The following is a 24,105-nucleotide window of genomic DNA, read 5'->3' on the forward strand; positions in this document are numbered from 1 at the left end:
AATCGGAGTCATTCATGCCTGTTTCTGCGATTGCCGGCCTAACCATGCTGGTACTGGGCGAAAGTCATATGAGCTTTCCCGATTCGTTGCTCAACCCGCTGCAAGACAACCTGACCAAGCAAGGCGCGGTGGTTCATTCCATCGGTGCCTGCGGTGCTGGTGCGGCGGATTGGGTCGTACCGAAAAAAGTCGAGTGTGGCGGCGAGCGCCTGCCCACCGGCAAAGCGGTGATCTACGGCAAGAACGCCATGAGCACCACGCCGATCCAGGAACTGATCGCCAAGGACAAACCCGACGTTGTCGTGCTGATCATCGGCGACACCATGGGCTCGTACACCAACCCGGTGTTCCCCAAGGCCTGGGCCTGGAAAAGCGTGACCTCGCTGACCAAGGCGATCACCGACACCGGCACCAAGTGCGTGTGGGTCGGTCCGCCGTGGGGCAAGGTCGGTTCCCAGTACAAGAAGGACGACACCCGCACCAAGCTGATGTCGGCCTTCCTGGCCAGTAACGTGGCGCCGTGCACCTACATCGATTCGCTGACCTTCTCCAAGCCGGGCGAGTGGATCACCACTGACGGCCAGCACTTCACCATCGACGGCTACCAGAAATGGGCCAAGGCCATTGGTACGGCCCTGGGCGACCTGCCGCCATCAGCCTACGGTAAAGGAAGCAAATAATGAAACGCATGACCCTGGGCCTGGCGACCTTGCTCGCCAGTGTCAGCGCCTACAGCGCCGACATCCCGTTGTACCCCACCGGCCCGGAGCAAGACGCAGCGTTCCTGCGTTTTGCCAACGGCACTCCCGGTGAGTTGAGGCTGGTGGCGGACGGTTCCAAGGCCAGCCTGGTGTTGAGCGGGGATAAAGCCGTGTCGGCCTTCCTGCCGGTGGTGGGGGGTGACAAGCCGATCAAGGGCGTGTTGAGCCGCGACGGCAAAAACGTCGACCTGTCGGTGACCGTGGCCCCCGGCGAATTCGCCACCGTGGTCGCGTTGGTCGACGCCCAGGGCGCCACGCGCCAGTTGGTGGTGCGTGAGCAACCGGACGACTTCAACGCGCTCAAGGCTTCCCTGGCCTTTATCAACGCCGATGCCGCCTGCGCCGACGCCAGCCTGGAAGCCGTGGCCCAAAAGGCCGAGCTGTTCAAGAAGGTGGCGGAAGGTTCGTTGCAACGCCGCATGATCAACCCGCTGGAATTGTCGGTGCAGCTCAAGTGCGCCGGTGCTCCGGTGGGCCAGCCGCTGACGTTCACCCTCAAGGCGGGTGAGCGCTATAGCGTGCTGGCCGTCCCTTCGGCTGCAGGTTCGAAGTTGCTGTTCGCTTCCGACGCACTCGCTAACTGATCGGGCCCGACACCACCATGGTCTTTGCCTCACTCGAATTCCTCACGCTGTTCCTGCCGGCCTTCCTGTTGATCTATGCCCTGGCTCGTCCGAGCTGGCGCAACGTCATCCTGTTGATCGGCAGCTGGTTGTTCTACGGCTGGCTGAGCCCGTTGTTCCTGTTCCTGCACATGGTGTTGACCGTGGTGGCATGGGTCGGCGGCCTGCTGGTGGACCGTTCCCGTGAGGACGGCAAAGGCCGGGTGCGCCTGTTGATCGCGTTGATTGTGTTCAACACGGCGGTGCTGTGTTGGTACAAGTACGCCAACATCGTCGCCGGTACCGTGAGCGAGGTGATCACCTGGTACGGCGCCATGCCGCTGGATTGGCAGCGCGTGGCCTTGCCGGCCGGCTTGTCATTTATCGTGCTGCAGGCGATTTCCTACCTGGTGGACGTGCACCGTCATACGGTGCCGGTGGAACGCAGCTTCATCAATTACGCCACGTACATTTCGATGTTCGGCCACTCGATTGCAGGCCCGATCATCCGTTATGACTGGGTTCGCCGTGAGCTGAACCAGCGTTATTTCAACTGGCCGAATTTCTCCCTCGGTGCGCGGCGCTTCATGATCGGCATGGGCATGAAAGTGCTGGTGGCGGACACCTTGTCGCCGTTGGTGGACATTGCCTTCCACCTGGAAAACCCGAGCCTGGTGGATGCGTGGATCGGTTGCCTGGCCTATTCGCTGCAACTGTTCTTCGACTTCGCCGGCTACAGCGCCATGGCCATCGGCCTGGGCCTGATGCTGGGCTTTCACTTCCCGGAAAACTTCAACCGCCCGTACCTGGCCAGCAGCATCCAGGACTTCTGGCGTCGTTGGCACTTGTCGTTGTCCAGCTGGTTGCGCGACTACCTGTATATCGCCCTGGGCGGTAACCGTGACGGCGTGTGGCGCACTTATCGCAACCTGTTCCTGACCATGGCGATCGCCGGGTTGTGGCACGGCGGCGACAGTTGGAACTACCTGTTGTGGGGGGCTGCGCACGGTATCGCGCTGTGTGTGGATCGCGCCTGGTCGCGGTCGAGCCTGCCGCGCATTCCGCCGGTGCTGTCGCACATCCTGACGTTACTGTTTGTGTGCCTGGCCTGGACCTTGTTCCGCGCGCCGGACTTCCATTCGGCACTGACCATGTACGCCGGCCAGTTCGGTATGCATGGCGTGGCCTTGGGTGACGCCATGGCCGTGGCCATGCGCCCGGCCCACGGCATGGCGGCGTTACTGGGCCTGGTGTGCATCATTGCGCCGATCTGGCAGGTGCGTTGCGAGCAGCGTTTCGGTACCCAGCCCTGGTTTGTGGTGGCCGCTTCGTTGTGGCCGGTGGCCGGGTTTGTGTTGTCGTTCGCGCTGATCGCCAGCCGCGACGCCGTACCGTTTCTGTACTTTCAGTTCTAAGGACGCCCGACCATGCCCGCTCCTACCGCGCCGACTCCTCCGAGCGACTTGGCTGTTCGCACCAGCCCCCTGGCGGCCTGGGTGCTGGTACCCTTCCTGGCGGCGGGGCTGCTGTCCTGTGCCTGGCTGATGGTGAAGGGGCCGATCAGCTCCTTGCCCGCCAAGGTCGACAGCGACATGCTGCTGCACGGTGAGTTGACCCACCGTTTCGCCAAGGAACTGGCCAAGGCGCCGATGGCGATCCAGGCGGCCAACCTGGAACGTGGCGCAAGCTGGCTGGCGTTCGGCGACACCGGCCCACGCGTGCGGCCGGGTTGCCCGGGCTGGCTGTTTATCAGCGATGAACTGCGCATCAACCGCCACGCCCAAGCCAACGCGCAGACCAAGGCCCAGGCCGTGATCGACCTGCAGCGGCAACTGGGTGAAAAAGGTATCGAGCTGCAAGTGGTGGTGGTACCGGACAAGAGCCGCATTGCGGTTGCCCAGCTGTGTGGCGTGTACCGACCGGCAGTGCTCAACAGCCGGATTCAGGACTGGACGGCCACTTTGCAGGCCGCTGGCGTGTCGGCGCTGGACCTCACCGATACCTTAAAACCCCTCGGGCCCGAGGCATACCTGCGCACCGACACCCACTGGAGCGAAATCGGCTCCAACGCCGGCGCCCAGGCGCTGGCAAAACGCATCCAGCAACGTGAGATCAAGGCTACGCCCGAGCAAACCTTTGAGATCACCCAGGCACCGCTTGCCGTGCGCCCCGGTGATCTGGTGCGCCTGGCCGGTCTCGACTGGTTACCGCCGAAGTTGCAGCCCCCGGGGGAATCGGTCGCGGCCAGCTCCGCCCACGAAGCGGGTGGCGCCACCAGCAACACTGACGACCTGTTCGGCGACGCCGGGTTGCCCAATGTGGCACTGATCGGGACTTCGTTCTCGCGCAATTCCAACTTTGTCGGCTTCCTGCAGAAAGCCCTGAACGCTCCCGTGGGCAATTTCAGCAAGGACGGCGGCGAGTTCTCCGGCGCAGCCAAGGCGTACTTCGACAGCCCGGCGTTCAAGCAAACCCCGCCGAAGTTGTTGATTTGGGAAATTCCAGAGCGGGATCTGCAGACTCCCTACGATACGATCAGTATTGGTCGGTAATTTGACGCCTTGCCGTTTATCTAAAAAATAGACGGCTTATCCATCAAAATAATGACACTTTTGTGCGCTTGAAGCAGACTGCCTGCACAAGGGCGACCATAAGAAGACCTGCGGTAAGCAGTCGTATCAGCTGACCTTTTCACGTCTTTAAGCTTCGCCGTGAGGAGGGTGCGCTATGAGCTTTACCGACGGTCTTCTTGCTCTGCTTGGCAAAGATGTCAGCCGTGACCCCCGTGGCCTGAATTCGCGACTGCACTTTTTTGGCAGCATTCCCGTGGAGGATGGCACCCCCTTTCCCCCTCAGGATTCCACTGTACAGTCCGCGCTGATGGAGAAGGCCGAGCGGCGCCCTTGCGTGGTGGCGCTGGTGTCGGTCAACGGAGGCGTGGGGCGCAGCACCCTGGCCACCCTGTTGAGCAGTGGTTTGCAGCGCCTGGGCGAATCGGTGGTGGCGGTGGACCTGGACCCGCAAAACGCCTTGCGCCGTCACTTCGGTGTCGCTCCGACCTCACCGGGCATCGGCCTCGCCAGCCTGCAGAATGCGCATTGGAAACACATCCAGCAGCCTGGTTTTGTCGGCAGCCGCGTCATTACCTTTGGCGACACCGATATCCAGCAGCAGGACACCCTGCAGCGCTGGCTGAAACATGAACCGTACTGGCTGGCGCAGCGGCTGCACGCCTTGGGCCTGGACGCCCGCCACACGGTGATCCTCGATACCCCCGCCGGTAACAGCGTCTATTTCCACCAAGCCGTGAGCGTGGCGGATGTGGTGCTGGTGATCGCCCAGGCCGACGCGGCGTCCCTGGGAACCCTGGACCAACTCGATGGGCTGCTGGCGCCGCACCTTGGGCGCGACCGGGCGCCGCACGTTCACTACGTGCTTAACCAGTTGGATGAGGACAGCGCCTTCAGCCTGGATATGGTTGAGGCATTCCGGCAGCGCCTGGGGACGAAAGAGCCGTTTGAGGTGCATCACGACGTAGGGATCAGCGAAGCCCTGGCGTTCGGTGCCGACCCGCTGGACAGCCAGGCGTTGAGCCTGGCCGGTGACGATATCAATGAGCTTTGCCGCCTGCTGATTGCCCGCAAAAAGCAACTGTAAATGCCGGTTTATGTCCTTGACGCCAGATGCTTATGCACAGTTGGTTGTTTGGGCTGTCGCGAAATGATCAGGTTGTGGAGCCATTCTCATCACCCCGCAACTGCCTGTTTTACGTGCGTTTTATTCTGTGAACAAAAAATGAACAACGTGGCTTTTTGCCTGTAGCGCAGATGACCACAGGCCTTGTAACGATTCCATCAACAGAGTTATCCACAGGCTGGGGTGCGACAATTCTGCCCCTTAATCGCGCTCGGCAAGCACCATCAAGTTGCGTGGTGTCAGTGCGGTTTCGCAAAAGGTGCCCACCTCGACCCTGTAGCCACGTTCGGCCAGAAACAGTGCCCGATCCAGGACCAGCCACAGCTCAAGTGGGCGCCGAAACAGCCCACGCAGCAACTCCAGGTTCCTGACCTCGGCCAAACGTCGCCAGCCGTGCGCCTCCAGCGCCGCCCAATCCTGTTCACCTGTGGATAACCCTTTGAGGCTGGCCAACGCCTGGCAGTAGTCGGCGAAGGGTTTGTCCAGCCAACCGGCGGGCAGGGACGGTGTGGGCAGGTACTCATCGCAGTGGCGTAACTGGCGTTGTAACTGATCGAAACCCAGGCGGCGGGCCATTGAGGTGTCCCGCTGCAGCCGCACGCGTTTGCCGGCCGTGACGGTTTCGCTGAGGGGCAGGCCAAGGTCGTCGACCGACAGCTGCAAGGTGGAAGCACGGCCCGCTTCGGACAGCGGTTGGTAGGCGCTCGCGTGGATGCGGTTGTAGCAGCACGGCGCTACGGCCAGTTGCTTGCAGCCGGCGGCACTGGCCAGTTGCAGCAGGCGCACATGCAGGTCGCCGCAGGCATGCAGGGCGACGGGGGTGTGCTCGGGGTCAAGGGCCACGTCTGCCATGACATCTTGCAGGCGATGGGTGACGGGCAGGCCGTGGTGGTCGCTCAAGGCCTGGCCTGCCGCGATCAGCGCCGGGTCGTATTCCAGGCAGGTCAGTTGCTGGCCGGTGTGCAGCAGGCGGCGGCCGAGGTGGCCCTTGCCGGCGCACCAGTCCAGCCAATGCCGGGGTGTTTGCGCAAACTGCAGCGCGGCGCCGAAGGCTTCGATTTGCTGCCACTTGCGCCCGGGTACGTCGACATTCAGGCGGCGCGCCGCGGGTTGCAGGGGCTGCGTCGGTAACTTATCCACAGCACTGAGGCGCAATGCTTCGCGGGCCAGTGAGGGAAAAGGCGCCGGCGCGGGTAGGGTGTGGGGATGGTTATGACTGGTTTCCGCGTCGGACAACGAGCGTTGGCGCAGCCATCGGGCCAGTTGCGGATGCTCGGTTTCCCAAGGCAGCTGCCGATGAACAAAGGGCCGTGGTCGCCACAGCCCTTGGTGCTCGATCAGAAACGCATCCAGCGCCTCGAAGCGGGCTTCAACGTCCCTGGCAGGCATCGACGCGCAGCCAGCGTTCCAGCAGCTTGAAGCCGCGTACCAGCAGGAAGGAGATCAATAGGTAGAACACGCCGGCGGTGAAGAACATCTCCACCGTCAGGTAGTTGCGCGCGATGATCGTCCTGGCCATGCCGGTCAGCTCCAGCAGGGTCACGGTGCTCGCCAGCGAGCTGGCCTTGAGCATCAGGATCACTTCGTTGCTGTAGGCCGGCAATCCGATGCGTGCGGCCCGGGGCAGGATGATGTAGAACAGCGTCTTTGGCCTGGACATGCCCAACGCACGGGCGGCTTCGATTTCCCCAGGCGGAATGGCCTGGATGGCGCCCCGCAGGATCTCGGCGATGTACGCGGCGGTGTGCAGCGTCATGGTGGCGGTGGCACACCAGAACGGATCGCGCAGGTACTTCCACATGAAGCTTGAGCGGATGCTGTCGAATTGGGCCAGGCCGTAATAGACCAGGAACAACTGCACCAGCAGCGGCGTGCCGCGAAAGAAAAAGATATAGGCGTAAGGCAGGGCGCGCACAGACAGGTGCCTGGACGAGCGCGCGATACCCAGGGGGATGGCCAGGATCAGGCCGAGGATCACAGCGATGCTCACCAGCTCCAGGGTCAGGATGGCGCCCTGGATAAACTTCGGCAGCCACTTGATGATGACTTCCCATTCCATTACGTCGTCCTCACGAAGCCGCGGGCGGCGCGTTGTTCCAGGAAGTGCATGGCCACCATCGACAGCGACGTCAGGCCCAGGTAGATGAACGCGGCGACCATATAGAAGGTGAAAGGCTGTTTGGTGACGGTCACGGCGATCTGCGCATGGCGCATGATTTCTTCGAGGCCGATGACCGTGACCAGCGCGGTATCTTTCATCAGGATCAGGAACAGATTGCCCAGGCCCGGCAGGGCGATGCGCCACATCTGCGGCATGATCAACCGGGTAAAGATACGAAACTTCGACAGGCCCAGCGCCACACCCGCTTCGCGGTGGCCCTTGGGAATGGAGATGATCGCTCCACGCAGCACTTCCGTGGCGTAGGCGCCGAAACACAGGCCCAGGGCGATCACGCCTGCGGCAAAGGCGCTGAGGGACAGGTCGGGAATATCGAGCAGCTCACCCAGTGAGCGCATGGCGTTGATCGTGCCGAAGTAAATCAGCAGCACCCACAGCAGCTCCGGCACACCGCGGACGATTGTCGAGTAAGTACCGCCCAGCCATTGCAACGGCTTGTACGGGGAAGTCTTGGCCAGGGCACCGGCGAGGCCGAGTACCAGCCCCAGGCATAACGCCGTGAGGGCCAGTTTGACGGTCATCAGCGCGCCGGCAGCGAGCGCCGGGCCGAATCCGTAGAGATCGAAATTCATGGTGTCTTCATATCGCGGCAGGCATTGCTGAAAGCCGGCGCGCTCAAGTGAGCGCGCCGGGCTGGCCGTTCAGGTCATTCGATGCTGAACGGGAAGTACTTGTCGTTGATCTTCTTGTAGGTGCCGTCTGCCTTGATCTCTGCCAGGGCTTTGTTCAGGCGCTCGCGCAGCGGGTCGCCCTTGCGTACGGCGATACCGATCTTGTCGCTCTCGACAACCGGGTCGCCCTTGAACTCGTAGGCCGAACCGTCTTTGCTCTTGAGCCATTCGTACTGCACGTACTTGTCGGCGAGGATCCCGTCGAGGCGGCCGGACGTCAGGTCAAGGTAGGCGTTTTCCTGGGTGTCGTAGAGCTTGGCTTCGGTGTCAGGCAGCTCGTCTTCCAGGTAGGTACCGGCCAGCGTCGCGCGTTGGGCGCCGATGACCTTGCCCTTCAGGTAGGCGGCGTCGGTCTTGAAGTCTGCGGTGGCCTTGGGCGCGATGAACTGCAGCTTGTTGGAGTAGTACGGGTCGGTGAAGTCGACGGCTTGCTTGCGCTCGTCGGTGATCGACAGCGAGGACACCAGGAAGTCGAACTTCTTGGCATTCAGGGCCGGGATGATGCCGTCCCAGTCGGACACATACACGTCGCACTTTTCGACTTTCATCTTGGCGCACAGGGCGTCGCCGATGTCTTTGTCGAAGCCGACCACTTGGCCGCTGGCGTCTTTATTGTTGAACGGCGGGTAGGCCGCTTCGATCCCCATGGTCAAGGTTTCTGCCATGGCCGTGGCGCTGAACGCCATCGAGACGGCCGCGGCCAGAAGGAATTTTTTATAGTTCTGCATGCATGTTGCTCCGTTAGCGGTTGCTGGACATGAATTGTTTGCAGCGCGCCGAAAGCGGGTTTTCAAACACCTGCTGTGGCGATCCTTGCTCTTCGATCAGGCCCTGGTGGAGGAACACCACTTCACTGGACACCTGACGGGCGAAGCCCATTTCGTGAGTGACCAGCAGCATGGTGCGGCCTTCTTCGGCCAGCGCGCGGATCACATTAAGTACTTCCTGGACCATTTCCGGGTCAAGGGCTGAAGTGGGTTCGTCGAACAGGATGACCTTGGGCTGCATCGCCAGGGTGCGCGCGATGGCGGCCCGTTGTTGCTGGCCGCCGGACAATTGCGCGGGGTAGGCATGGCGCTTGTCGGCGATACCGACCTTGTCCAGCAGGGCTTCGGCCACTTCTATGGCCTCGGCCTTGCTCTGGCCGAGCACACGGCGAGGGGCCTCGATGATGTTGTCGAGGATGCTCATGTGCGGCCACAGGTTAAAGTTTTGAAACACAAAACCGATTTCGCTGCGCAGGCGGTTGATCTGCTTGCCGTCGGCGGCCTGCAGCTCGCCGTTTTTCGCGGCCTTGAGCTTGAGTTCTTCGCCGGCCACGAGGATCTGGCCCTGGTGCGGGTTTTCCAGCAGGTTGATGCAGCGCAGGAACGTGGACTTGCCGGAACCGGAGGAACCCAGGATCGAGATCACATCGCCGTCGCGAGCGGTCAGCGAGATACCTTTGAGTACCTCCAGCTCACCATAGCGTTTATGCAAGTTGCGGATTTCAAGCGCGGGCGTGGCCTCGGCCATGTGGGGTCCTCATTGTGTTCATTGCGATCTTCGCTGTTGGGCCGCCTTCCTGGCGAGGCGCCAAGCTAGCATAGCGTCCTGATGGCGGCCAACAGCGCGGCGGGCGGTAAACGGGCGGTGTGCGGCAGGGTGTCGCATCGGCACAGCAGGGTGTCGCGCCATCAACAACCGAACAACCGTTTTAACCCGTGAATCCGCAGGCTTCGCGTGAAAAAGGGCGCGATGGTGCCAGCTTTGGCCGGGTGTTGGAAGGGTTAAACGGGCAAACGGTAGCTATCGGCCCTTTTATGGCGCGCCGCGTACTTTTCGTGTGTGGTTTTGGTGCACTTGTTCGTCTTGAAAGTGAGTCGCACGGTAACGCTATAGCGGAATGCCATTGTTCTCAATGACTTGCGATGACTGGTGAATCGTCCTGCAGGCCGCGTCAATCGCGGTTTTGTAACATTTTGGCGCAAATCTTGCGTAAAAAATAAAGAACGCCCTGTTGGTTTCTTTTCACGAGGAAGAGCCCAGGCCGGGCGGACCGTTTTCGCAATTCCTCGCAAAGGTGTGTCAATGAGTAGTACGCAAAGCTCCAATGACCTCGAACAGGGGCTCAAACCGCGTCACGTCACCATGCTGTCGATTGCCGGCGTCATTGGTGCCGGTTTGTTTGTCGGCTCCGGCCACGCGATTGCTGCCGCCGGCCCTGCGGTCCTGCTGGCGTATGCCGCAGCGGGTACGCTGGTGGTCTTGGTGATGCGCATGCTGGCCGAAATGGCCGTGGCGTCGCCGGACACCGGTTCGTTCTCCACCTACGCCGACCATGCGATCGGTCACTGGGCCGGCTTTACCATCGGCTGGCTGTACTGGTGGTTCTGGGTGCTGGTGATTCCATTGGAAGCCAACGCCGCCGCGACCATTCTCCACGCCTGGTTCCCGGATGTGGCCATCTGGGCCTTCACGCTGGTCATCACGTTGCTGTTGACGGCGACCAACCTGTTCAGCGTGAAGAACTACGGTGAGTTTGAGTTCTGGTTCGCGTTGATCAAGGTCGTGGCGATCGTGGGCTTTGTGATCCTCGGCCTGGCGGCAATTTTCGGCTTCCTGCCGACCAGCCAGGTCAGCGGCGTTTCCCACCTCTTTGACACCCAAGGCTTTATGCCCAACGGCATGGGCGCGGTATTGGCCGCGATCCTGACCACCATGTTCTCCTTCATGGGCACCGAAATCGTCACCATCGCCGCCGCTGAATCGAAGAACCCGGGCCAGCAAATCACCAAGGCCACCAACTCGGTGATCTGGCGGATTGGTTTGTTCTACCTGTTGTCGATCTTCATCGTCGTGTCCCTGGTGCCTTGGAATGATCCGACCCTGGCGGCGGTAGGTTCCTACCAGACCGTGCTGGAACGCATGGGTATCCCGAACGCCAAGCTGATCGTCGACCTGGTGGTCCTGGTTGCCGTGACCAGCTGCCTGAACTCGGCGCTGTACACCGCTTCGCGCATGCTGTTCTCCCTGGGCCGTCGCGGCGATGCACCGGCCGTGGCCAAGCGCACCAACAAGAGCGGCACGCCTTACTGGGCGGTATTGCTGTCCACCGGCGCGGCGTTCCTGGCGGTATTTGCCAACTACGTGGCGCCGGCAGCGGTGTTCGAATTCCTGCTGGCCAGCTCCGGCGCCATCGCGCTGCTGGTGTACCTGGTGATTGCGGTGTCGCAACTGCGCATGCGCCAGAAGCGCATGGCGGCGGGCGAGAAAATTGTCTTCAAGATGTGGCTGTTCCCAGGCCTGACTTACGCGGTGATGGTATTCATCGTCGGCACATTGACCATCATGCTGTTCCAGGAAGCGCATCGGGTCGAGATCATCGCGACTGGGGTCTTGAGCTTGCTGGTAGTGGCGGCGGGGTTGATTGTGTCCAGCCGTCGCAAGGCGCAGAGAGTGGGCGCTGCGGTGCTGAATTGATGTGATGGAATGCGGTGCTCGATTGCGCCGCAGTTCAAATGTGGGAGGGGGCTTGCCCCCTCCCACATTTGGTTTTAGTTGGTGAGGGCCTCGGATGCGGCGACGTAATCCGCCTGGAACTGCGGCGATTCGATCCACGCCAGTGCGGCGGCTTCATCGTCGCTGTCGGTGGCCCACTGCCGATACTCGATCAGTGCGGCCAGGATAAAGTCGGTGGCTTCTTCTTCGCCTTCCTGCTCCAGCACCAGCGCGAGCAGCGGGTGGGCCAGGAATACCGCGCAGAGGGCCTGCTGGCTGGTCTCGCCGGCGGTGCGCATCTCCACGAACAGCTCGGTCAAATCCACTGACTCAAGGTCAATGCGGTCGTCATCGCCGGCAAATGCATCCGGCTTGCTCGCGACGGCGCGCTGGGTGCGGTTCTGCTTGGCCTTGGCCTTGGCCCGGTGGGCACGTTTTTGCTGCTTGTTCGGCGAGGCCATGGGCTCACGTCCTTGGGTCAGGATCTGGGTGGGGTATTGAAGCGCAGGTTGAGGGAAATCCCAAGGGTATCCGCCGTTAATTGACCGTGTTGCAGCCAGGCCAGTGCAATCGGCCACAATCGATCCTGATAGTCCCTGCGAAAGAACGCGAAATGTCCGACCTGTTTTTCGCCGATGTCTTCCGGGGCGATGCGCAGATGGGTGCGCTCGCTGCCGTCGAAGTAACCCAGCAAACGCTCAATCGCCGCCACAGTGCCGAAGGGGTCATCGGTGATGCTGATCGCCAGCACCTGCGCCTTTACGCGACTGAATGGCAAGTCCGCCAGGGCCCGCCCGCTGGGCCGCGTCTCATACCTGGGCGTTGGCGTGCTCCAGTCGCGCACCACGCCTGCCGGCGTATCCTCCAGCCAACCCAGGCGCTTGCCGGGGAAATACCCGCAGAATGCCGTGACCACCGGCATGACCACATGCCATTTGGCAAACATCTGCCAGCGCCCGGCGGCGGCGTAATCGCGCCAGTAGGCGAACTGCGCGCCCACGGTCACGATTCGCCGGATCACCGCGCCGGATGCGCCCAGCCCTGCCGCACAGCCACCAAAACTGTGGCCGACCACATCAATCGGCTGGCCTGGAAACTCCCGCTGTGCCCGCAGCAGGATCGCTTCGAAATCCAGCGTACCCCAATCCGACCACGACGCCTTGAACCCACGCAACGAACCGCTGCGGGACTCGCCGATGCCGCGATAGTCGTAGGTGATCACGTCAAAGCCGTTGGCGAACAGGTAGTCGGCGAAACGTGAGTAGTGGCGGCAACGCACGGAGGTGGCGGCGTTGATGATGACGACCGGGCGTTCGCGGTCGGTGCGCGGGTGGCGCCAGGTGAAGCCGCCGAGGGGATGGCCGTCTGCGGCGGATTCCTTGAAGGATTCGCTTTGGCTATTTCTGGGTGTAGTTGCAATTTTTACTACTGAAGAGGCGTCATTCAAATTCATCGTTTCGAAGCCCCTGCCTGGATTATTATTTTTTAGTAACAGTTAGCCAGTTTGCCAGCACTTGTCTGCCCTTTGATTGGGTCATTAACCTTCGGCGCTCGCAAAGCGTGCAGAGCCCCGGCGAAAGCCATACATCCGAGAGAAACGACAGCAAACCATGGACAGATTAGACTGGCAGGCACCTATTCCGGAGGTCTCCATGAGCATCCCACGTTCTCCCATCGTTTCAGAGTTTGAAACTGAAGAGCAGGCTGCCAGCTACGACCGTTGGTTTCGTGCCAAGGTACAGGCTTCCATTGATGATCCTCGCCCAAGCATTCCACATGATGAGGCAATGGCCGAAGTCGAGAGGATGCTGGAAGAGAGGCGCAAGGCTCGTCGTGCTGCTCGTTAAATGGCGACCTGAGGCTATCGTCGCCTTGACCGAAATTATTGATTACATCGAGCAGTACAATGCCGCTTCCGCCGCTTCGTTGCACCGTACGATTGTGGAGGCCGCTGAGGGTTTGTCGTCAATGCCATACGGATTCAGGCAAGGGCGCTTGTCCGGCACTCGTGAAATGGTTGTTCATCCAAACTATCTGGTCGTCTATCGCGTTATGGAACAGGTCGAGATCCTGACCGTATTGCATACACGCCAAGAATATCCTTCAGAGGCGACCGGCCCGCTGCACTCGACCTCGCGCCAGTAGACGCATAGGCTTGCACCTCTGCGATCCACCAGAGCGTTTTCATGACCCGCGACACCCTCGAACACCACCAGATCCCCGTCTACTTCGCCGCTGTCCTCCTGGCTGCCGCTTTCGGTGTGTTCGCGCCTTCGTTGGCCCAGGGCCTTGGCGCGCTGGCCACGCCCGCCATCGCGGTGTTGATGTATGCGATGTTCCTGCAAATTCCTTTTCTGGACCTGCGCCAGGGCTTGGGCCACAAGCGCTTTCTGTCGGCGCTGCTGCTGGCCAATTTCATCCTCGTGCCGTTGCTGGTCTGGGCCTTGACCCGTGGCCTGGTGGAGCGCCCTGCGTTGCTGGTGGGCGCATTGCTGGTGTTGCTGACGCCGTGTGTCGACTATGTGGTGGTGTTTACCCATATCGGTAAAGGCGACTCGCGCTTGATGCTGGCGGCGACGCCGGTGCTGTTGTTGCTGCAGTTGCTGCTGTTGCCAGTGTACCTGGGGTTGATGCTGGGGGCGCAGTCCGGGGTGGTGGTGCAGGCGGGGCCGTTTATCGAGGCGTTCCTGTTGTTGATCGTGCTGCCCATGGGGCTGGCGGTGATCACCACATTCCTGGCGCGGCGCTCATCGGGCGTCAGTGCGTGGAGCGACGCCTGGGCGTGGTTGCCGGTGCCGGCGATGGCGCTGGTGTTGGTGGTGGTGATCGGTTCGCAAATCACTTCAGTGGTGCGTGACATTAACCTGTTGCTGCCGGTGATCCCGGTGTACGTGGCGTTCCTGTTGCTGGCGCCGGTGATCGGGGCGTTGGCTGCGAGGCTGTTCGCGCTGCCGGCGGCGACGGCACGGGCGGTGACGTTCAGCGCATCGACGCGTAACTCATTGGTGGTGTTGCCGCTGGCCCTGGCGTTGCCAGAAGGCGTGCGCGGCGTGGCGGCGACGGCGGTGATCCTGCAAACCCTGGTCGAGTTGGTGGGCGAGTTGATCTACGTGCGCCTGATCCCGAGGCTGGTGTGGCCTGCAGGTCGGTGAAACGTGAATGTTCAGGTTTGTTCAGGTGCTATTAGGGATACGTTCGGCACCCTAGGTCGGCGTTCCCTACCTGACAGGCCAACCCATGGATCACTGCAACCGTTTCCGCCTGGAGTCCCTGGGCATTTTCCTGTTCGCGCTGTTGCTGTTCACGCTGGGTATCTGGGACCAGCAACCCCAGGGCTTTGACGGGCGCTGGGCGCTGTTCCTGCAGGAAATGTTTCGCCATGGCGCGAGTCTTTTCCCCACCACCTATGGGCAGCCTTACGCGGACTACCCTGGTACCGCGACCTTCTTCAGTTACGTATTTGCCCGGCTGTTCGGTGCGCCCAACCACTTGGCCAATGTGCTGCCCACTGCCCTTGCATCCGCCGGGGTCGTAGCCTTGATCTATCGCTTGCTGGTCCCGGCGAGTCGCCCGTGGGCGTTGCTCACGGTGCTGCTGACGTTGCTCACCACCCAATTGCTCGAGAAGTCCCGCTCGGTATGCCTGGACCAGATGGTGGCGTTGCTGTGTGTCGGCAGTTTCTACCTGCTGCACAGTGGTGAGCGCCTGGGCTCACGGCTCAGGCAACTTGCGGTGTTCCCGCTGTTCATCCTGGGTTTCGCGATACGCGGCCCGCTGGGCTTGATCGAAGTCTGCGGCGTGGTGTGCGTGTATTGGGCGCTGGGCAGTCCTGGACGACGGGTCAGGCAGGTGTTGATCCACGGCATCGTCGGCCTGGTGTTGCTGGCGGCCTGTTGGTGGCTGTTGGTGAAGCTGGCGCGCATCAGCGGCGGCGATGGGTTTGCCGATGAAGTGTTCAAGATGCAAGTGGGCGGGCGCCTTGATGAAAGCGGCGAGCCGTTCTATTTCTACTTCCAGCTGAGCCTGTACCGTTACTTCCCCGTGGTGCCGCTGGCGTTGGTCACATTGGTTGCGCTGCGTCATCGTTGGGCGCAGCGGTTTGATGATCCGGTGCAATTGGTGGTGCGGCTCGGTGCCTGTGGGTTGATGATCCTGCTTGGCTTGTCGGTGCCGCATTTCAAGCGTGCCTATTACATCCTGCCCATGGTGCCGATGTTTGCGGCTGTCGCGGCCTATGGGCTGCTTCAGGCGCAAGGCTGGCTCTCGGGCGTGCGCAGGGGCTATGAGTGGCTTGTCGCGGCGCTGCCGGCGCTGTGCGTGGTTGCCGTGTTTGTCTGTCGGCATGGGTGGCAGAAGCACGGTTACTGGCCTAACGTTTCGTTGCCGCTACTGATTGCTGTCCTGTTGGTGCTGCAAGTGGCGGCGCTGGGTGTCTGGCGACGGCCGCAGCGACTGGTGTGGCTCAGCCTCGTTGCATTGGCGGCGCAATGGCTGGTGTTGGTGGCTGTCGTGGAGCCGGCCAAGGATTTGCAGTTCGATACCCGGAGATTCGTGGGGCAGGTGGAGGCGCTTCGCGTGAAGCAGCCGGGTACCTTGGTGTTTCTCAATCTGGGGCGTGATACCTGGGCCGTGCGCTACATGATGAACCTGGACCACGACGAGCAGCCCGTGTTTATCGCGGGTAACGAGGTTGGACGGCTGGATGCTTTGCCCCGTCCTGCCTGGGTGATCGTGGCACGCAAGGAAACGGCGCTGTTGCCGGGAACGCCCCTGGATCGCCTGCAGCCGAGCCTAGAGGGGCGATTGAACGACAACCCGCTGGTGGTGTTTTTGCTGAAGTGACCTGGCACCTTGCTGTATGTTTGCCGATCGAGTGACCGGTCGGTCAAATTGGCTGTGCCGTTTTTTGAACTTGCCGTATTGGAAGCACAGGGATATGACGAAAAAGGACTTTAAGCGGCCCGTCAGTGGCTACGTAATTGAGCGCTCGCGAATCGGAAGGCTGAGCATTGGCTTTGATGGCGGTTGCAGCTATCCGGCGATGATCAATGTGTTGAGGGCGGTCTTCGAGCGTTACGGGCGCCTGGTACGCTTTGGCGAGCAGCTGTCAGCCCAGGGCTGGCTGGATCGGGTGGAAGAGCGCGGCTTTGAGATATCCGATCAGGAGCGGGTGGCAGTGTTCACATTGATGTCGGATCGCAGCTAGCTGAAATCCCCTGGGGCGATGCTCGATCGCCCCAGGCGGCATCTATAAATCCCGGACAACAAAAAGCCCGCACTGGGCGGGCTTCTTGTGGGCTTTCGGGTGGTTTTTGCACCACCTGAAACTAATTAGTGGTGCCCAGAGACGGAATCGAACCGCCGACACGGGGATTTTCAATCCCCTGCTCTACCGACTGAGCTATCTGGGCAACGGGGCGCATTAAACGGGTTTTTCAGGGGGTCGTCAAGCAAGTTTTCAAAAAAAATTTAATTATTACCGTCGCTTACGTGCCGACCCCGATTTTTGATCAATTATTGAGCAGGCGGCACGTAGCCGTCAGCCTTGGCGTAATCCTCGCCGGAAAAGAACTTGTCCATTTCGCCTGACAGGTATTTACGATCTTCGGCGTTCATCATGTTCAGGCGTTTTTCATTGATCAGCAGCGTCTGGTGTTTCAGCCAGTCGCCCCATGCCTGGGCGGAGATATGATCGAAAATGTCCTGGCCCTTCGCACCTGGGTACGGAGGGCGTTCCAGGCCTGGCAATTCTTCGTTGTACTTGCGGCACATTACGGTGCGGGTCATGACGACTCTCCTGCGTTCAATACATCGGCCGCGCGTTTCAGCAGTTTCTTTACCGGGGCGGCAAGGCCCAGGCGCGGCGGGGTGGCGAGGTTATACCAGAGCCAGTCGGCCTCGGCCACGTGATGGGCGGATTCCTCGACCTGGACCAGCCAGGGTTCGATGGCCAGTTGGAAGTGGCTGAAGGTGTGGATCAGCCCCGGCAGTGCCTGATGCTTGCCCAGTTCGAGTGCGTGCTGGTTGGCCAGGTGTTCGAGGTCTTGCAGGTCGTCCAGTTCGGGCAGGCTCCACAAGCCGCCCCACAGGCCGGTGGAAGGGCGACGGTAAAGCAGGATAGCGCCTTCGGCATTGGCCAGCATCGGCATCAGCGTGCGCTTCTGCGGGATGCTCTTGCGCGGCTTGGGGATCGGGTAGCGTGTCTCCAGGCCGAGCAGGTGGGCTTCGCAGCCTTTTTCCAGCGGGCACAGCAGGCAACTGGGCTTGCTGCGGGTGCAGAGGGTGGCGCCCATGTCCATCATCGCCTGGGTGTAGGCGTTGACACGGTCATGGGGTGTGAAGCGCTCCGCGGTGGCCCACAGCTGCTTGGCCACCTTGGGCTCGCCGGGGTAGCCCTCTTGTGCGGTGAAGCGCGCCAGCACGCGTTTGACGTTGCCGTCGAGGATCGGCGCGCGCAGGCCCATGCTCAGGCTGGCAATCGCGCCGGCGGTGGACAGGCCGATACCGGGCAACTCGGTGAGTTTTTCCACATCCCTGGGAAACTCGCCGCCGTACTCGGCCACGATGATTTTCGCGGTCTTTTGCAGGTTGCGCGCCCGAGTGTAATAACCCAGGCCGGTCCACAGGTGCAGCACTTCGTCTTCCGGCGCGGCGGCCAGGGCTTCGACCGTTGGCAGGGAGGCCATGAAGCGGTCGAAGTAATTGAGCACCGTGCTGACCTGGGTCTGCTGCAGCATGATCTCCGAAACCCACACCCGGTAAGGCGTGATGTCCTGCTGCCAGGGCAGGTCATGGCGGCCGTGGCGGTCGTACCAGTCCAGCACCGCCGTTGAAAACTGCTCGTTTTTCATCGTTTGAACAGGCCTTTCAAAGCATCTTTGAGCTGCGGATTGACCTTGTCGAGCTTCTCTTCCAGCTTCTCGCTGAGCTTGTTGCCGGCCGCCTTGATCGCGACCTGGCTCAGGCCGTCCTTGTCCAGGCGGCAGGCCTTGGCGCCGAGCTCCAGCGGGCCACGGCAGCGCAGCGGCACTTCGATGCCCTGGAAGTTGGCGCCGACTTCGCAGGCCGGGTCCGGTACTTCGCGCTGGTCGCCTTCGACGATGATGCCGACGCGGTAATCCATGCCCAGTACGCGCAGGTCGACGTCACCGTTGCCATTGACCGCCAGCCCGGGGATGCGCACTTTCAGGTCGGGGTTGTTGGCGACGCCGTTACGGAAGGTCAGGTTGCCCTTCAACTCCTGGAACGGTGTGTCCTTGCCGCGTTGTTCGCCGCTCAAGGTCTTGCGGTTGAGCAGGGCGATACCGGTGCACAGTTGCTGCTCGAGGTTGGCGTTGAGCAGCACGCCGTTGTTGATCACAAAGCTGGCGGTACCGTTGAGGCTGTCGATCAGGGCTTTCTGGCTGTTGCCGCGGCCGCTGAGGTTGCTGTCGAGGGTGACCTGGCCTTTCACCGGCGGCGTTTGCCCCTGGGCCTGCAGGATGCGTTCGACCGGCACCTGCCTGATCCGGCTTTGCAGGGCCAGCAGCGGAATGTCCTGGCGCACGTCCAGGCTGCCATTGGCCTGGAAGGTGCCGTTGTAGAGCCCGCCGCTCAGAGTGTCGAGCTTGAGTTGGCCGTCGACGCCGGACGCTTTCAGCACGGCATTCTGGATCGGCAATTTACTCAGGGTCAGTTGGCCGAAGGCGAGGTCGGCATTCACATCCAGCTTGCGCAGGTGGGCCAATGGCAGCAGTTTGTCCGTGCTCCAGGCGCCTTTGGTCGGTGCTTCCGGCAGTGGCGTGGTGCCCCCGGCCGCCATGGCGCCGGCTTCGCTGTTCTGCACTTCGGCCTGGCGGGCGGCGGTCGCGCCCTTGGCGGATTCGGACTTGGCCGGCAGGTAGTTGTCGGCGTTGAAGGTATCGCCCTTGAGCTGCACGCGCAGCGCCTGCTTGGCAAAGTCGTCCACGGCGATACGACCGGTAAAGGTGCTGCCATCGAGTTTCAGGTTCAGGTCTTCCAGCGCCAGGCTGGTCGGCGTGCCCTTGAGGCGGCTGACCAGCTCGACCTTGCTCAGGCTGCCCTCGGCCATGGGCGGCAGCGGGTTGCCGACGCTGTCGAGGAACTTGGCCAGGTCAAACTGGGCGATGGACAGCGCGCCGCTGAGCTGCGGGGGCTTGTCCAGGTCGTTGACCTTCAGCTCGCCCAGGGCGCGCAACTGGTTGGCCGCGAGCTTCAGGTTGGTCCATTCGGCGATATTGGCCGCCTGGTCCACCAGTAGCTGGCCCTGGGTGGAGAAGGTCACGGTCTTGCCTTGCAGCGGCTCGCCAGTGGCTTCGCCGGTGACTTTCATGTCTTCGAACTGGTAGCGCTTGAGCGCGCGTTCGATACGCAGGTTGCCGTTGAGCTCGGTCTTGACGCGCATCACCGGCTGATTGCTGCCGAAGAAGGCGGTGAGTTTCACCGGGATACTCGCACCTTCGTGCACGGCGCCGGTGCTCAGCTGGATACTTTCGGCGCTGAATTGCTTGCCGGTCTGTTCATCGTTGTATTCGACGCGGGCGTTGTTGACCGTCAGGCTGTCGATATCCAGGCGGATCGGCTTGGACGGTTTTTCTGCTTCGGGCTCGGCAGGCGCTTGCGCTGGCGCGGGGGTTCCGGCAGTTGCCACCGGCGCGTTCTTGCCGATGTCTTCCCAGTTGCCATGGCCCTGCTTGTCGCGGTTGAGGCGCAGGTTCAGGCCTTCGACCCGCACATCGCTCATCTGCACCTCGCGACGCAGCAGCGGCAGGACGCGCACCGACAGGCCAAGCATTTGCAGGTCGGCGAAGGGTTGGGTCGGCGTGGTCAGGGTCGCCACGCTGGCTTCGTGCAGTTCAAGGCCGAGCCAGGGGAACAGGCTCCAGCCGATATCGCCATTGAGCGTCAGCTCGATGTGGGCCTTGTCGCGGGCAATCTGGCGAATCTCGTCTTTATAGTCGTTGGGATCGAAGAGATGGGTCAGGGCAAAGCCCAGAGCCACAATGATCAGCAACAGCCCGAGAAGTACCAGACCCAGGATTTTGCCGAACGCTTTCATGGGCGAGTCCTTGTATGTCGATTTCAAAATTTAGCCGCAGAGTATAACGCCCGACGGCCTGCGTCAGGTCACCGATCGTTACATTGTATCCATAGGGGTGAAAACGGGTTTTTGACGCCAATAAAACCGAAAAATCGCAAAAAGATGATGTCATTTTGGTTTTTCTGTCACTCGCTAATGCTAATCTTCAGCCGTTCGTTCGCCTTCTGCGACTTATCGTCGCGCCAAAATGGAGCTTCACTCTACAAAAACGGCCACGCTTTGCGTGCAAGGCCGAGGGAGAGAGCGCCTGACGAACGCATACTAATAACTGGGGGATACATCAATGAGCAGCAGCACTGTGGCGGGCACTACCGCCCCACAGCCTGCGTTCCTGTCCAAGGAGCGCATTATCGCCAAGCCCGGCTTCAACCGCTGGCTGGTTCCACCGGCCGCCCTGGCCATCCACCTGTGCATCGGCATGGCCTACGGCTTCTCGGTGTTCTGGTTGCCGTTGTCCAAGGCGCTGGGTATCACCAAGCCTGTCGCCTGTGCACCGGACATGAGCTTCATCGCCCAGGTCTTCTCATCCCAATGCGACTGGCCCATCTCCATGCTGGGCTGGATCTACACCCTGTTCTTCATCTTCCTGGGCTGCTCGGCAGCGATCTGGGGTGGCTGGCTGGAACATGCCGGGCCGCGCAAGGCCGGTGTTGTGTCGGCGTTGTGCTGGTGCGGCGGCCTGCTGATCTCGGCGCTGGGTATCTATACCCACCAGATCTGGCTGATGTGGATCGGCTCCGGGGTCATTGGCGGTATCGGCCTGGGCCTGGGCTATATCTCGCCCGTATCGACCCTGATCAAGTGGTTCCCGGACAAGCGCGGCATGGCCACCGGCATGGCGATCATGGGCTTCGGCGGCGGCGCAATGGTGGGCGCCCCGCTGGCTGCTGCGCTGATGGGGCACTTTGCTTCGCCGACCAGCGTAGGCGTATGGCAGAGTTTCCTGGTCATGGCTGCGATCTACTTCGTGTTCATGATCGGCGGCGCGCTGTCCTACCGCGTTCCACCTACTGGCTGGAAGCCTGAGGGCTGGACCGCACCGGCGAAAAAAGCCAGTAACGCGATGATCACCCACCGTCACGTGCACGTGAATGTGGCGTGGAAAACCCCGCAATTCCGTCTGGTATGGCTGGTGCTGTGCCTGAACGTGTCGGCCGGTATCGGCATCCTCGGCATGGCTTCGCCGCTGCTGCAGGAAGTGTTCGGTGGCAAGCTGCTGGGTGTCGATGTGCCGTTTGGCCAACTGGACGCCGGGCAATTGGCGTCGATTGCCGCCATCGCTGCGGGCTTCACCGGCCTGCTGAGCCTGTTCAACATCGGTGGTCGGTTCTTCTGGGCGTCGTTCTCCGACTACCTGGGGCGTAAAAACACCTACTTTGTGTTCTTCGCCCTGGGCTTTGCCCTGTATGCGCTGATCCCGAACCTGGGGCACCTGGGCAACGTGGCGCTGTTCGTGGCGGCGTTCTGCATCATCCTGTCGATGTACGGCGGTGGCTTTGCGACCGTCCCGGCCTACCTGGCCGACCTGTTCGGTACCCAGATGGTCGGCGCGATCCACGGTCGCCTGCTGACTGCCTGGGCAGCGGCGGGCGTGCTGGGCCCGGTGCTGGTGAACTACCTGCGTGAGTATCAACTGAGCATCGGCGTTGAACGCGCTGCGGCCTATGACATCACCTTGTACATCCTCGCCGGCCTGCTGGTGCTGGGCTTTATCTGCAACATGCTGGTCCGCCCGGTGGCCGACAAGTACTTCATGACCGATGCAGAACTTGCCGCCGAACAGGCGCTGGGCCATGACAAAGGGGCTGATGCCAGCACTTCCCTGGAGTGGAAAGCGGCGCCCGGCACCGTGCCATTGGCGATCGCGGCCTGGCTGGTGGTGGGTATTCCGTTGGCGTGGGGTGTGTGGGTGACCCTGCAGAAGACGGCGGTACTGTTCCACTAAGTTGAATACAAGCGGGCGCACCATCCTGGAGCGCCCGCTTGTGTATACATGTCTATCCCGGCATTCCCCGCCTCAACTCGTCAGTCTTATCCCCTTCGATGTTTCTGTTTAGCGCCCGCGCCCCTATAATGGCTGCCTTTTTCGCCCAATGATTTTGCGGAGCTGGTGATGGCCGAACGTAAGGCGTCCGTCGAGCGCGACACTCTGGAAACCCAGATCAAAGCCTCGATCAACCTGGATGGCACCGGAAAGGCCCGATTTGATATCGGTGTACCTTTTCTTGAGCACATGCTGGACCAGATCGCCCGTCACGGGCTGATCGACCTGGATATCGTCAGCAAGGGCGACCTGCATATCGACGACCACCACACGGTGGAAGACGTAGGCATCACCCTCGGCCAGGCGTTTGCCAAGGCCATCGGCGACAAAAAAGGCATCCGTCGCTACGGTCACGCCTATGTCCCGCTGGACGAAGCGCTGTCGCGTGTGGTCATCGACTTCTCCGGCCGCCCAGGCCTGCAGATGCACGTGCCGTACACCCGCGCCACCGTGGGCGGCTTTGACGTCGACCTGTTCCAGGAATTTTTCCAGGGCTTCGTCAACCACGCACTGGTCAGCCTGCACATCGACAACCTGCGCGGCACCAACACCCACCACCAGATCGAAACCGTGTTCAAGGCTTTCGGCCGCGCGCTGCGCATGGCCGTGGAGCTGGATGAGCGCATGGCCGGGCAGATGCCCTCGACCAAGGGCGTCCTGTAATGCAGACGGTCGCGGTTATCGATTACGGCATGGGCAACCTGCATTCGGTGGCCAAGGCCCTCGAACACGTAGGGGCCGGCAAGGTGCTGATCACCAGCGATGCCAGCGTGATTCGCGAAGCCGACCGCGTGGTGTTCCCCGGTGTGGGGGCGATCCGCGATTGCATGGCGGAGATCCGTCGCCTGGGCTTTGACAGCCTGGTGCGCGAAGTCAGCCAGGATCGTCCGTTCCTCGGCATCTGCGTGGGCATGCAAGCCTTGCTCGATCGCAGTGAAGAGAACGACGGCGTCGACTGCATCGGCCTGTTCCCCGGCCAGGTGAAGTTCTTCGGCAAGGACCTGCACGAAGACGGCGCCCACCTGAAAGTCCCGCACATGGGCTGGAACGAAGTCAGCCAGGCGGTGGATCACCCGCTGTGGCACGACATCCCGGACATGGCGCGCTTCTACTTCGTGCACAGCTACTACATCGCCGCCGGTAAACCGCGCCAGGTGGTGGGTGGTGGGCACTACGGCGTCGACTTCGCCGCAGCGTTGGCCGAAGGTTCGCGTTTTGCCGTGCAGTTCCACCCGGAGAAGAGCCATACCCATGGCCTGCAATTGCTGCAGAACTTCGCCGCCTGGGATGGGCGCTGGTAAATGGCCAGGAAGCCGAAGCTGCCGATCTTGACCCTCACGCCAGAGCAGGAAAGTGAGGCTACCCTCAAGATCAAGCGCTTCATGGAAGACCGCTTCGAGCTCAAGCTGGGCTCGTTCGAGGTCGCCGAGATTCTTGAGCTGTTCACCACCGAAGTGGCTCCGCACTATTACAACAGGGCGATTTTCGATACGCAGACGCTCCTTAAAGAAAGGTTCGAAAGCATCGAAAGCGACCTGTGGTCGCTTGAGAAACCCTGATTTCCCAAGCATT

At 61.5% G+C, this 24,105-nt stretch carries 25 protein-coding genes and 1 tRNA gene; 15 read left to right on the forward strand and 11 right to left on the reverse strand.

The features are described from left to right. The first annotated feature begins 14 nt into the window (after positions 1-14). From BLQ09_RS23305 to bcsQ, 5 genes are all read left to right on the forward strand, one after another. Complete coding sequence (locus BLQ09_RS23305) at positions 15-680, forward strand: SGNH/GDSL hydrolase family protein (protein WP_027605099.1); 666 nt, start codon at positions 15-17, stop codon at positions 678-680. Continuing rightward, on the forward strand, positions 680-1,345 hold the full coding sequence (locus BLQ09_RS23310) for a DUF4397 domain-containing protein (RefSeq protein ID WP_027605098.1): 666 nt from the start codon (positions 680-682) through the stop codon (positions 1,343-1,345). Before BLQ09_RS23305 ends, BLQ09_RS23310 begins: the two co-directional genes overlap by 1 nt. A gap of 17 nt (positions 1,346-1,362) precedes the next feature. Beyond that, positions 1,363-2,778 carry an MBOAT family O-acyltransferase gene (locus BLQ09_RS23315; RefSeq protein WP_027605097.1) on the forward strand — a complete coding sequence of 472 codons (1,416 nt, stop codon included), beginning with the start codon at positions 1,363-1,365 and terminating at the stop codon, positions 2,776-2,778. 12 nt (positions 2,779-2,790) lie between these two features. Beyond that, positions 2,791-3,915, forward strand: coding sequence for an alginate O-acetyltransferase AlgX-related protein (locus tag BLQ09_RS23320; protein ID WP_092358703.1), 1,125 nt, complete (start codon positions 2,791-2,793; stop codon positions 3,913-3,915). Positions 3,916-4,090: 175 nt separating this feature from the next. After that, positions 4,091-5,020 carry a cellulose biosynthesis protein BcsQ gene (gene bcsQ / locus BLQ09_RS23325; protein WP_027605095.1) on the forward strand — a complete coding sequence of 310 codons (930 nt, stop codon included), beginning with the start codon at positions 4,091-4,093 and terminating at the stop codon, positions 5,018-5,020. Between the two features lie 240 nt (positions 5,021-5,260). On the opposite strand, the gene BLQ09_RS23330 is transcribed toward bcsQ, so the two are convergent. From BLQ09_RS23330 to BLQ09_RS23350, 5 genes are all read right to left on the reverse strand, one after another. Continuing rightward, positions 5,261-6,448 carry a methyltransferase gene (locus BLQ09_RS23330; RefSeq protein ID WP_092358705.1) on the reverse strand — a complete coding sequence of 396 codons (1,188 nt, stop codon included), beginning with the start codon at positions 6,446-6,448 and terminating at the stop codon, positions 5,261-5,263. Further along, complete coding sequence (locus BLQ09_RS23335) at positions 6,429-7,118, reverse strand: ABC transporter permease (protein ID WP_027605093.1); 690 nt, start codon at positions 7,116-7,118, stop codon at positions 6,429-6,431. The genes BLQ09_RS23330 and BLQ09_RS23335 overlap by 20 nt, the downstream gene beginning before the upstream one ends. Beyond that, positions 7,118-7,810, reverse strand: a complete 693-nt coding sequence (locus tag BLQ09_RS23340; protein WP_027605092.1) for an ABC transporter permease — start codon at positions 7,808-7,810, stop codon at positions 7,118-7,120. The genes BLQ09_RS23335 and BLQ09_RS23340 overlap by 1 nt, the downstream gene beginning before the upstream one ends. Before the next feature lie 74 nt (positions 7,811-7,884). After that, complete coding sequence (locus BLQ09_RS23345; RefSeq protein WP_027605091.1) at positions 7,885-8,637, reverse strand: ABC transporter substrate-binding protein; 753 nt, start codon at positions 8,635-8,637, stop codon at positions 7,885-7,887. Between the two features lie 13 nt (positions 8,638-8,650). Then, entirely contained in the window at positions 8,651-9,424 is a 774-nt protein-coding gene (locus BLQ09_RS23350) for an ABC transporter ATP-binding protein (protein WP_027605090.1), read from the reverse strand. Positions 9,425-9,979: 555 nt separating this feature from the next. Here BLQ09_RS23350 and gabP point away from each other — a divergent pair. Continuing rightward, positions 9,980-11,371: a GABA permease gene (gene gabP / locus BLQ09_RS23355; RefSeq protein ID WP_092358707.1), complete on the forward strand. Its 1,392-nt coding sequence runs from the start codon at positions 9,980-9,982 to the stop codon at positions 11,369-11,371. A gap of 74 nt (positions 11,372-11,445) precedes the next feature. Here the strand turns inward: gabP and BLQ09_RS23360 are convergent, their stop codons facing one another. Both BLQ09_RS23360 and BLQ09_RS23365 read right to left on the reverse strand, forming a co-directional pair. After that, a complete protein-coding gene (locus BLQ09_RS23360; protein ID WP_027605088.1) occupies positions 11,446-11,850 on the reverse strand; it encodes a hypothetical protein in 405 nt (134 codons plus the stop codon). A gap of 17 nt (positions 11,851-11,867) precedes the next feature. Continuing rightward, positions 11,868-12,842, reverse strand: a complete 975-nt coding sequence (locus BLQ09_RS23365) for an alpha/beta hydrolase family protein (protein ID WP_092358709.1) — start codon at positions 12,840-12,842, stop codon at positions 11,868-11,870. Positions 12,843-13,041: 199 nt separating this feature from the next. On the opposite strand from BLQ09_RS23365, the gene BLQ09_RS23370 reads away from it, so the two are divergent. The 5 genes from BLQ09_RS23370 (at position 13,042) to BLQ09_RS23390 (ending at position 16,595) form a co-directional block, all read left to right on the forward strand. Further along, positions 13,042-13,236, forward strand: a complete 195-nt coding sequence (locus tag BLQ09_RS23370) for a type II toxin-antitoxin system RelB family antitoxin (RefSeq protein ID WP_081744416.1) — start codon at positions 13,042-13,044, stop codon at positions 13,234-13,236. Beyond that, positions 13,226-13,534: a type II toxin-antitoxin system RelE/ParE family toxin gene (locus BLQ09_RS23375; protein WP_051429336.1), complete on the forward strand. Its 309-nt coding sequence runs from the start codon at positions 13,226-13,228 to the stop codon at positions 13,532-13,534. Before BLQ09_RS23370 ends, BLQ09_RS23375 begins: the two co-directional genes overlap by 11 nt. A 41-nt stretch (positions 13,535-13,575) precedes the next feature. Next, entirely contained in the window at positions 13,576-14,541 is a 966-nt protein-coding gene (locus BLQ09_RS23380) for an arsenic resistance protein (RefSeq protein WP_092358711.1), read from the forward strand. Between the two features lie 85 nt (positions 14,542-14,626). Next, positions 14,627-16,231, forward strand: coding sequence for an ArnT family glycosyltransferase (locus tag BLQ09_RS23385; protein ID WP_027605085.1), 1,605 nt, complete (start codon positions 14,627-14,629; stop codon positions 16,229-16,231). Between the two features lie 94 nt (positions 16,232-16,325). After that, a complete protein-coding gene (locus BLQ09_RS23390; RefSeq protein ID WP_027605084.1) occupies positions 16,326-16,595 on the forward strand; it encodes a hypothetical protein in 270 nt (89 codons plus the stop codon). 129 nt (positions 16,596-16,724) lie between these two features. Here the strand turns inward: BLQ09_RS23390 and BLQ09_RS23395 are convergent. From BLQ09_RS23395 to BLQ09_RS23410, 4 genes are all read right to left on the reverse strand, one after another. After that, positions 16,725-16,800, reverse strand: a tRNA-Phe gene (locus BLQ09_RS23395). A 103-nt stretch (positions 16,801-16,903) separates the two neighbouring features. Then, a complete protein-coding gene (locus BLQ09_RS23400; protein ID WP_027605083.1) occupies positions 16,904-17,176 on the reverse strand; it encodes an oxidative damage protection protein in 273 nt (90 codons plus the stop codon). After that, positions 17,173-18,240 (reverse strand): A/G-specific adenine glycosylase, encoded by a 1,068-nt coding sequence (mutY, locus tag BLQ09_RS23405; protein ID WP_092358713.1) that lies wholly within the window; start codon positions 18,238-18,240, stop codon positions 17,173-17,175. The genes BLQ09_RS23400 and mutY overlap by 4 nt, the downstream gene beginning before the upstream one ends. Beyond that, on the reverse strand, positions 18,237-20,447 hold the full coding sequence (locus tag BLQ09_RS23410; RefSeq protein WP_092358715.1) for an AsmA family protein: 2,211 nt from the start codon (positions 20,445-20,447) through the stop codon (positions 18,237-18,239). Before BLQ09_RS23410 ends, mutY begins: the two co-directional genes overlap by 4 nt. A gap of 325 nt (positions 20,448-20,772) precedes the next feature. Between BLQ09_RS23410 and BLQ09_RS23415 the strand changes: the two genes are divergently transcribed. From BLQ09_RS23415 to BLQ09_RS23430, 4 genes are all read left to right on the forward strand, one after another. Further along, complete coding sequence (locus BLQ09_RS23415) at positions 20,773-22,434, forward strand: OFA family MFS transporter (RefSeq protein ID WP_027605080.1); 1,662 nt, start codon at positions 20,773-20,775, stop codon at positions 22,432-22,434. A gap of 168 nt (positions 22,435-22,602) precedes the next feature. Further along, the gene (gene hisB / locus BLQ09_RS23420; RefSeq protein WP_017849940.1) at positions 22,603-23,196 is read left to right on the forward strand and encodes an imidazoleglycerol-phosphate dehydratase HisB; all 594 of its coding nucleotides are present in this window, start codon (positions 22,603-22,605) and stop codon (positions 23,194-23,196) included. After that, positions 23,196-23,834, forward strand: a complete 639-nt coding sequence (gene hisH / locus BLQ09_RS23425) for an imidazole glycerol phosphate synthase subunit HisH (protein ID WP_065925756.1) — start codon at positions 23,196-23,198, stop codon at positions 23,832-23,834. Before hisB ends, hisH begins: the two co-directional genes overlap by 1 nt. Then, positions 23,835-24,092, forward strand: a complete 258-nt coding sequence (locus BLQ09_RS23430) for a DUF2164 domain-containing protein (RefSeq protein WP_027605078.1) — start codon at positions 23,835-23,837, stop codon at positions 24,090-24,092. Positions 24,093-24,105: the final 13 nt, after the last annotated feature.

Source organism: Pseudomonas sp. NFACC25, from assembly GCF_900100935.1.
Lineage (GTDB): Bacteria > Pseudomonadota > Gammaproteobacteria > Pseudomonadales > Pseudomonadaceae > Aquipseudomonas > Aquipseudomonas marginalis.

Coding starts and splice junctions, on each gene's coding strand:
- BLQ09_RS23350 (WP_027605090.1), bottom strand. CDS start 9,424: ATGGCCGAGGCCACGCCCGCGCTTGAAATCCGCAACTTGCATAAACGC.
- hisH (WP_065925756.1), top strand. CDS start 23,196: ATGCAGACGGTCGCGGTTATCGATTACGGCATGGGCAACCTGCATTCG.
- BLQ09_RS23360 (WP_027605088.1), bottom strand. CDS start 11,850: ATGGCCTCGCCGAACAAGCAGCAAAAACGTGCCCACCGGGCCAAGGCC.
- BLQ09_RS23410 (WP_092358715.1), bottom strand. CDS start 20,447: ATGAAAGCGTTCGGCAAAATCCTGGGTCTGGTACTTCTCGGGCTGTTG.
- BLQ09_RS23305 (WP_027605099.1), top strand. CDS start 15: ATGCCTGTTTCTGCGATTGCCGGCCTAACCATGCTGGTACTGGGCGAA.
- BLQ09_RS23320 (WP_092358703.1), top strand. CDS start 2,791: ATGCCCGCTCCTACCGCGCCGACTCCTCCGAGCGACTTGGCTGTTCGC.
- BLQ09_RS23385 (WP_027605085.1), top strand. CDS start 14,627: ATGGATCACTGCAACCGTTTCCGCCTGGAGTCCCTGGGCATTTTCCTG.
- bcsQ (WP_027605095.1), top strand. CDS start 4,091: ATGAGCTTTACCGACGGTCTTCTTGCTCTGCTTGGCAAAGATGTCAGC.
- BLQ09_RS23335 (WP_027605093.1), bottom strand. CDS start 7,118: ATGGAATGGGAAGTCATCATCAAGTGGCTGCCGAAGTTTATCCAGGGC.
- BLQ09_RS23310 (WP_027605098.1), top strand. CDS start 680: ATGAAACGCATGACCCTGGGCCTGGCGACCTTGCTCGCCAGTGTCAGC.
- BLQ09_RS23330 (WP_092358705.1), bottom strand. CDS start 6,448: ATGCCTGCCAGGGACGTTGAAGCCCGCTTCGAGGCGCTGGATGCGTTT.
- BLQ09_RS23345 (WP_027605091.1), bottom strand. CDS start 8,637: ATGCAGAACTATAAAAAATTCCTTCTGGCCGCGGCCGTCTCGATGGCG.
- BLQ09_RS23415 (WP_027605080.1), top strand. CDS start 20,773: ATGAGCAGCAGCACTGTGGCGGGCACTACCGCCCCACAGCCTGCGTTC.
- gabP (WP_092358707.1), top strand. CDS start 9,980: ATGAGTAGTACGCAAAGCTCCAATGACCTCGAACAGGGGCTCAAACCG.
- BLQ09_RS23380 (WP_092358711.1), top strand. CDS start 13,576: ATGACCCGCGACACCCTCGAACACCACCAGATCCCCGTCTACTTCGCC.
- BLQ09_RS23430 (WP_027605078.1), top strand. CDS start 23,835: ATGGCCAGGAAGCCGAAGCTGCCGATCTTGACCCTCACGCCAGAGCAG.
- BLQ09_RS23315 (WP_027605097.1), top strand. CDS start 1,363: ATGGTCTTTGCCTCACTCGAATTCCTCACGCTGTTCCTGCCGGCCTTC.
- BLQ09_RS23370 (WP_081744416.1), top strand. CDS start 13,042: ATGAGCATCCCACGTTCTCCCATCGTTTCAGAGTTTGAAACTGAAGAG.
- hisB (WP_017849940.1), top strand. CDS start 22,603: ATGGCCGAACGTAAGGCGTCCGTCGAGCGCGACACTCTGGAAACCCAG.
- BLQ09_RS23365 (WP_092358709.1), bottom strand. CDS start 12,842: ATGAATTTGAATGACGCCTCTTCAGTAGTAAAAATTGCAACTACACCC.
- BLQ09_RS23340 (WP_027605092.1), bottom strand. CDS start 7,810: ATGAATTTCGATCTCTACGGATTCGGCCCGGCGCTCGCTGCCGGCGCG.
- mutY (WP_092358713.1), bottom strand. CDS start 18,240: ATGAAAAACGAGCAGTTTTCAACGGCGGTGCTGGACTGGTACGACCGC.
- BLQ09_RS23390 (WP_027605084.1), top strand. CDS start 16,326: ATGACGAAAAAGGACTTTAAGCGGCCCGTCAGTGGCTACGTAATTGAG.
- BLQ09_RS23400 (WP_027605083.1), bottom strand. CDS start 17,176: ATGACCCGCACCGTAATGTGCCGCAAGTACAACGAAGAATTGCCAGGC.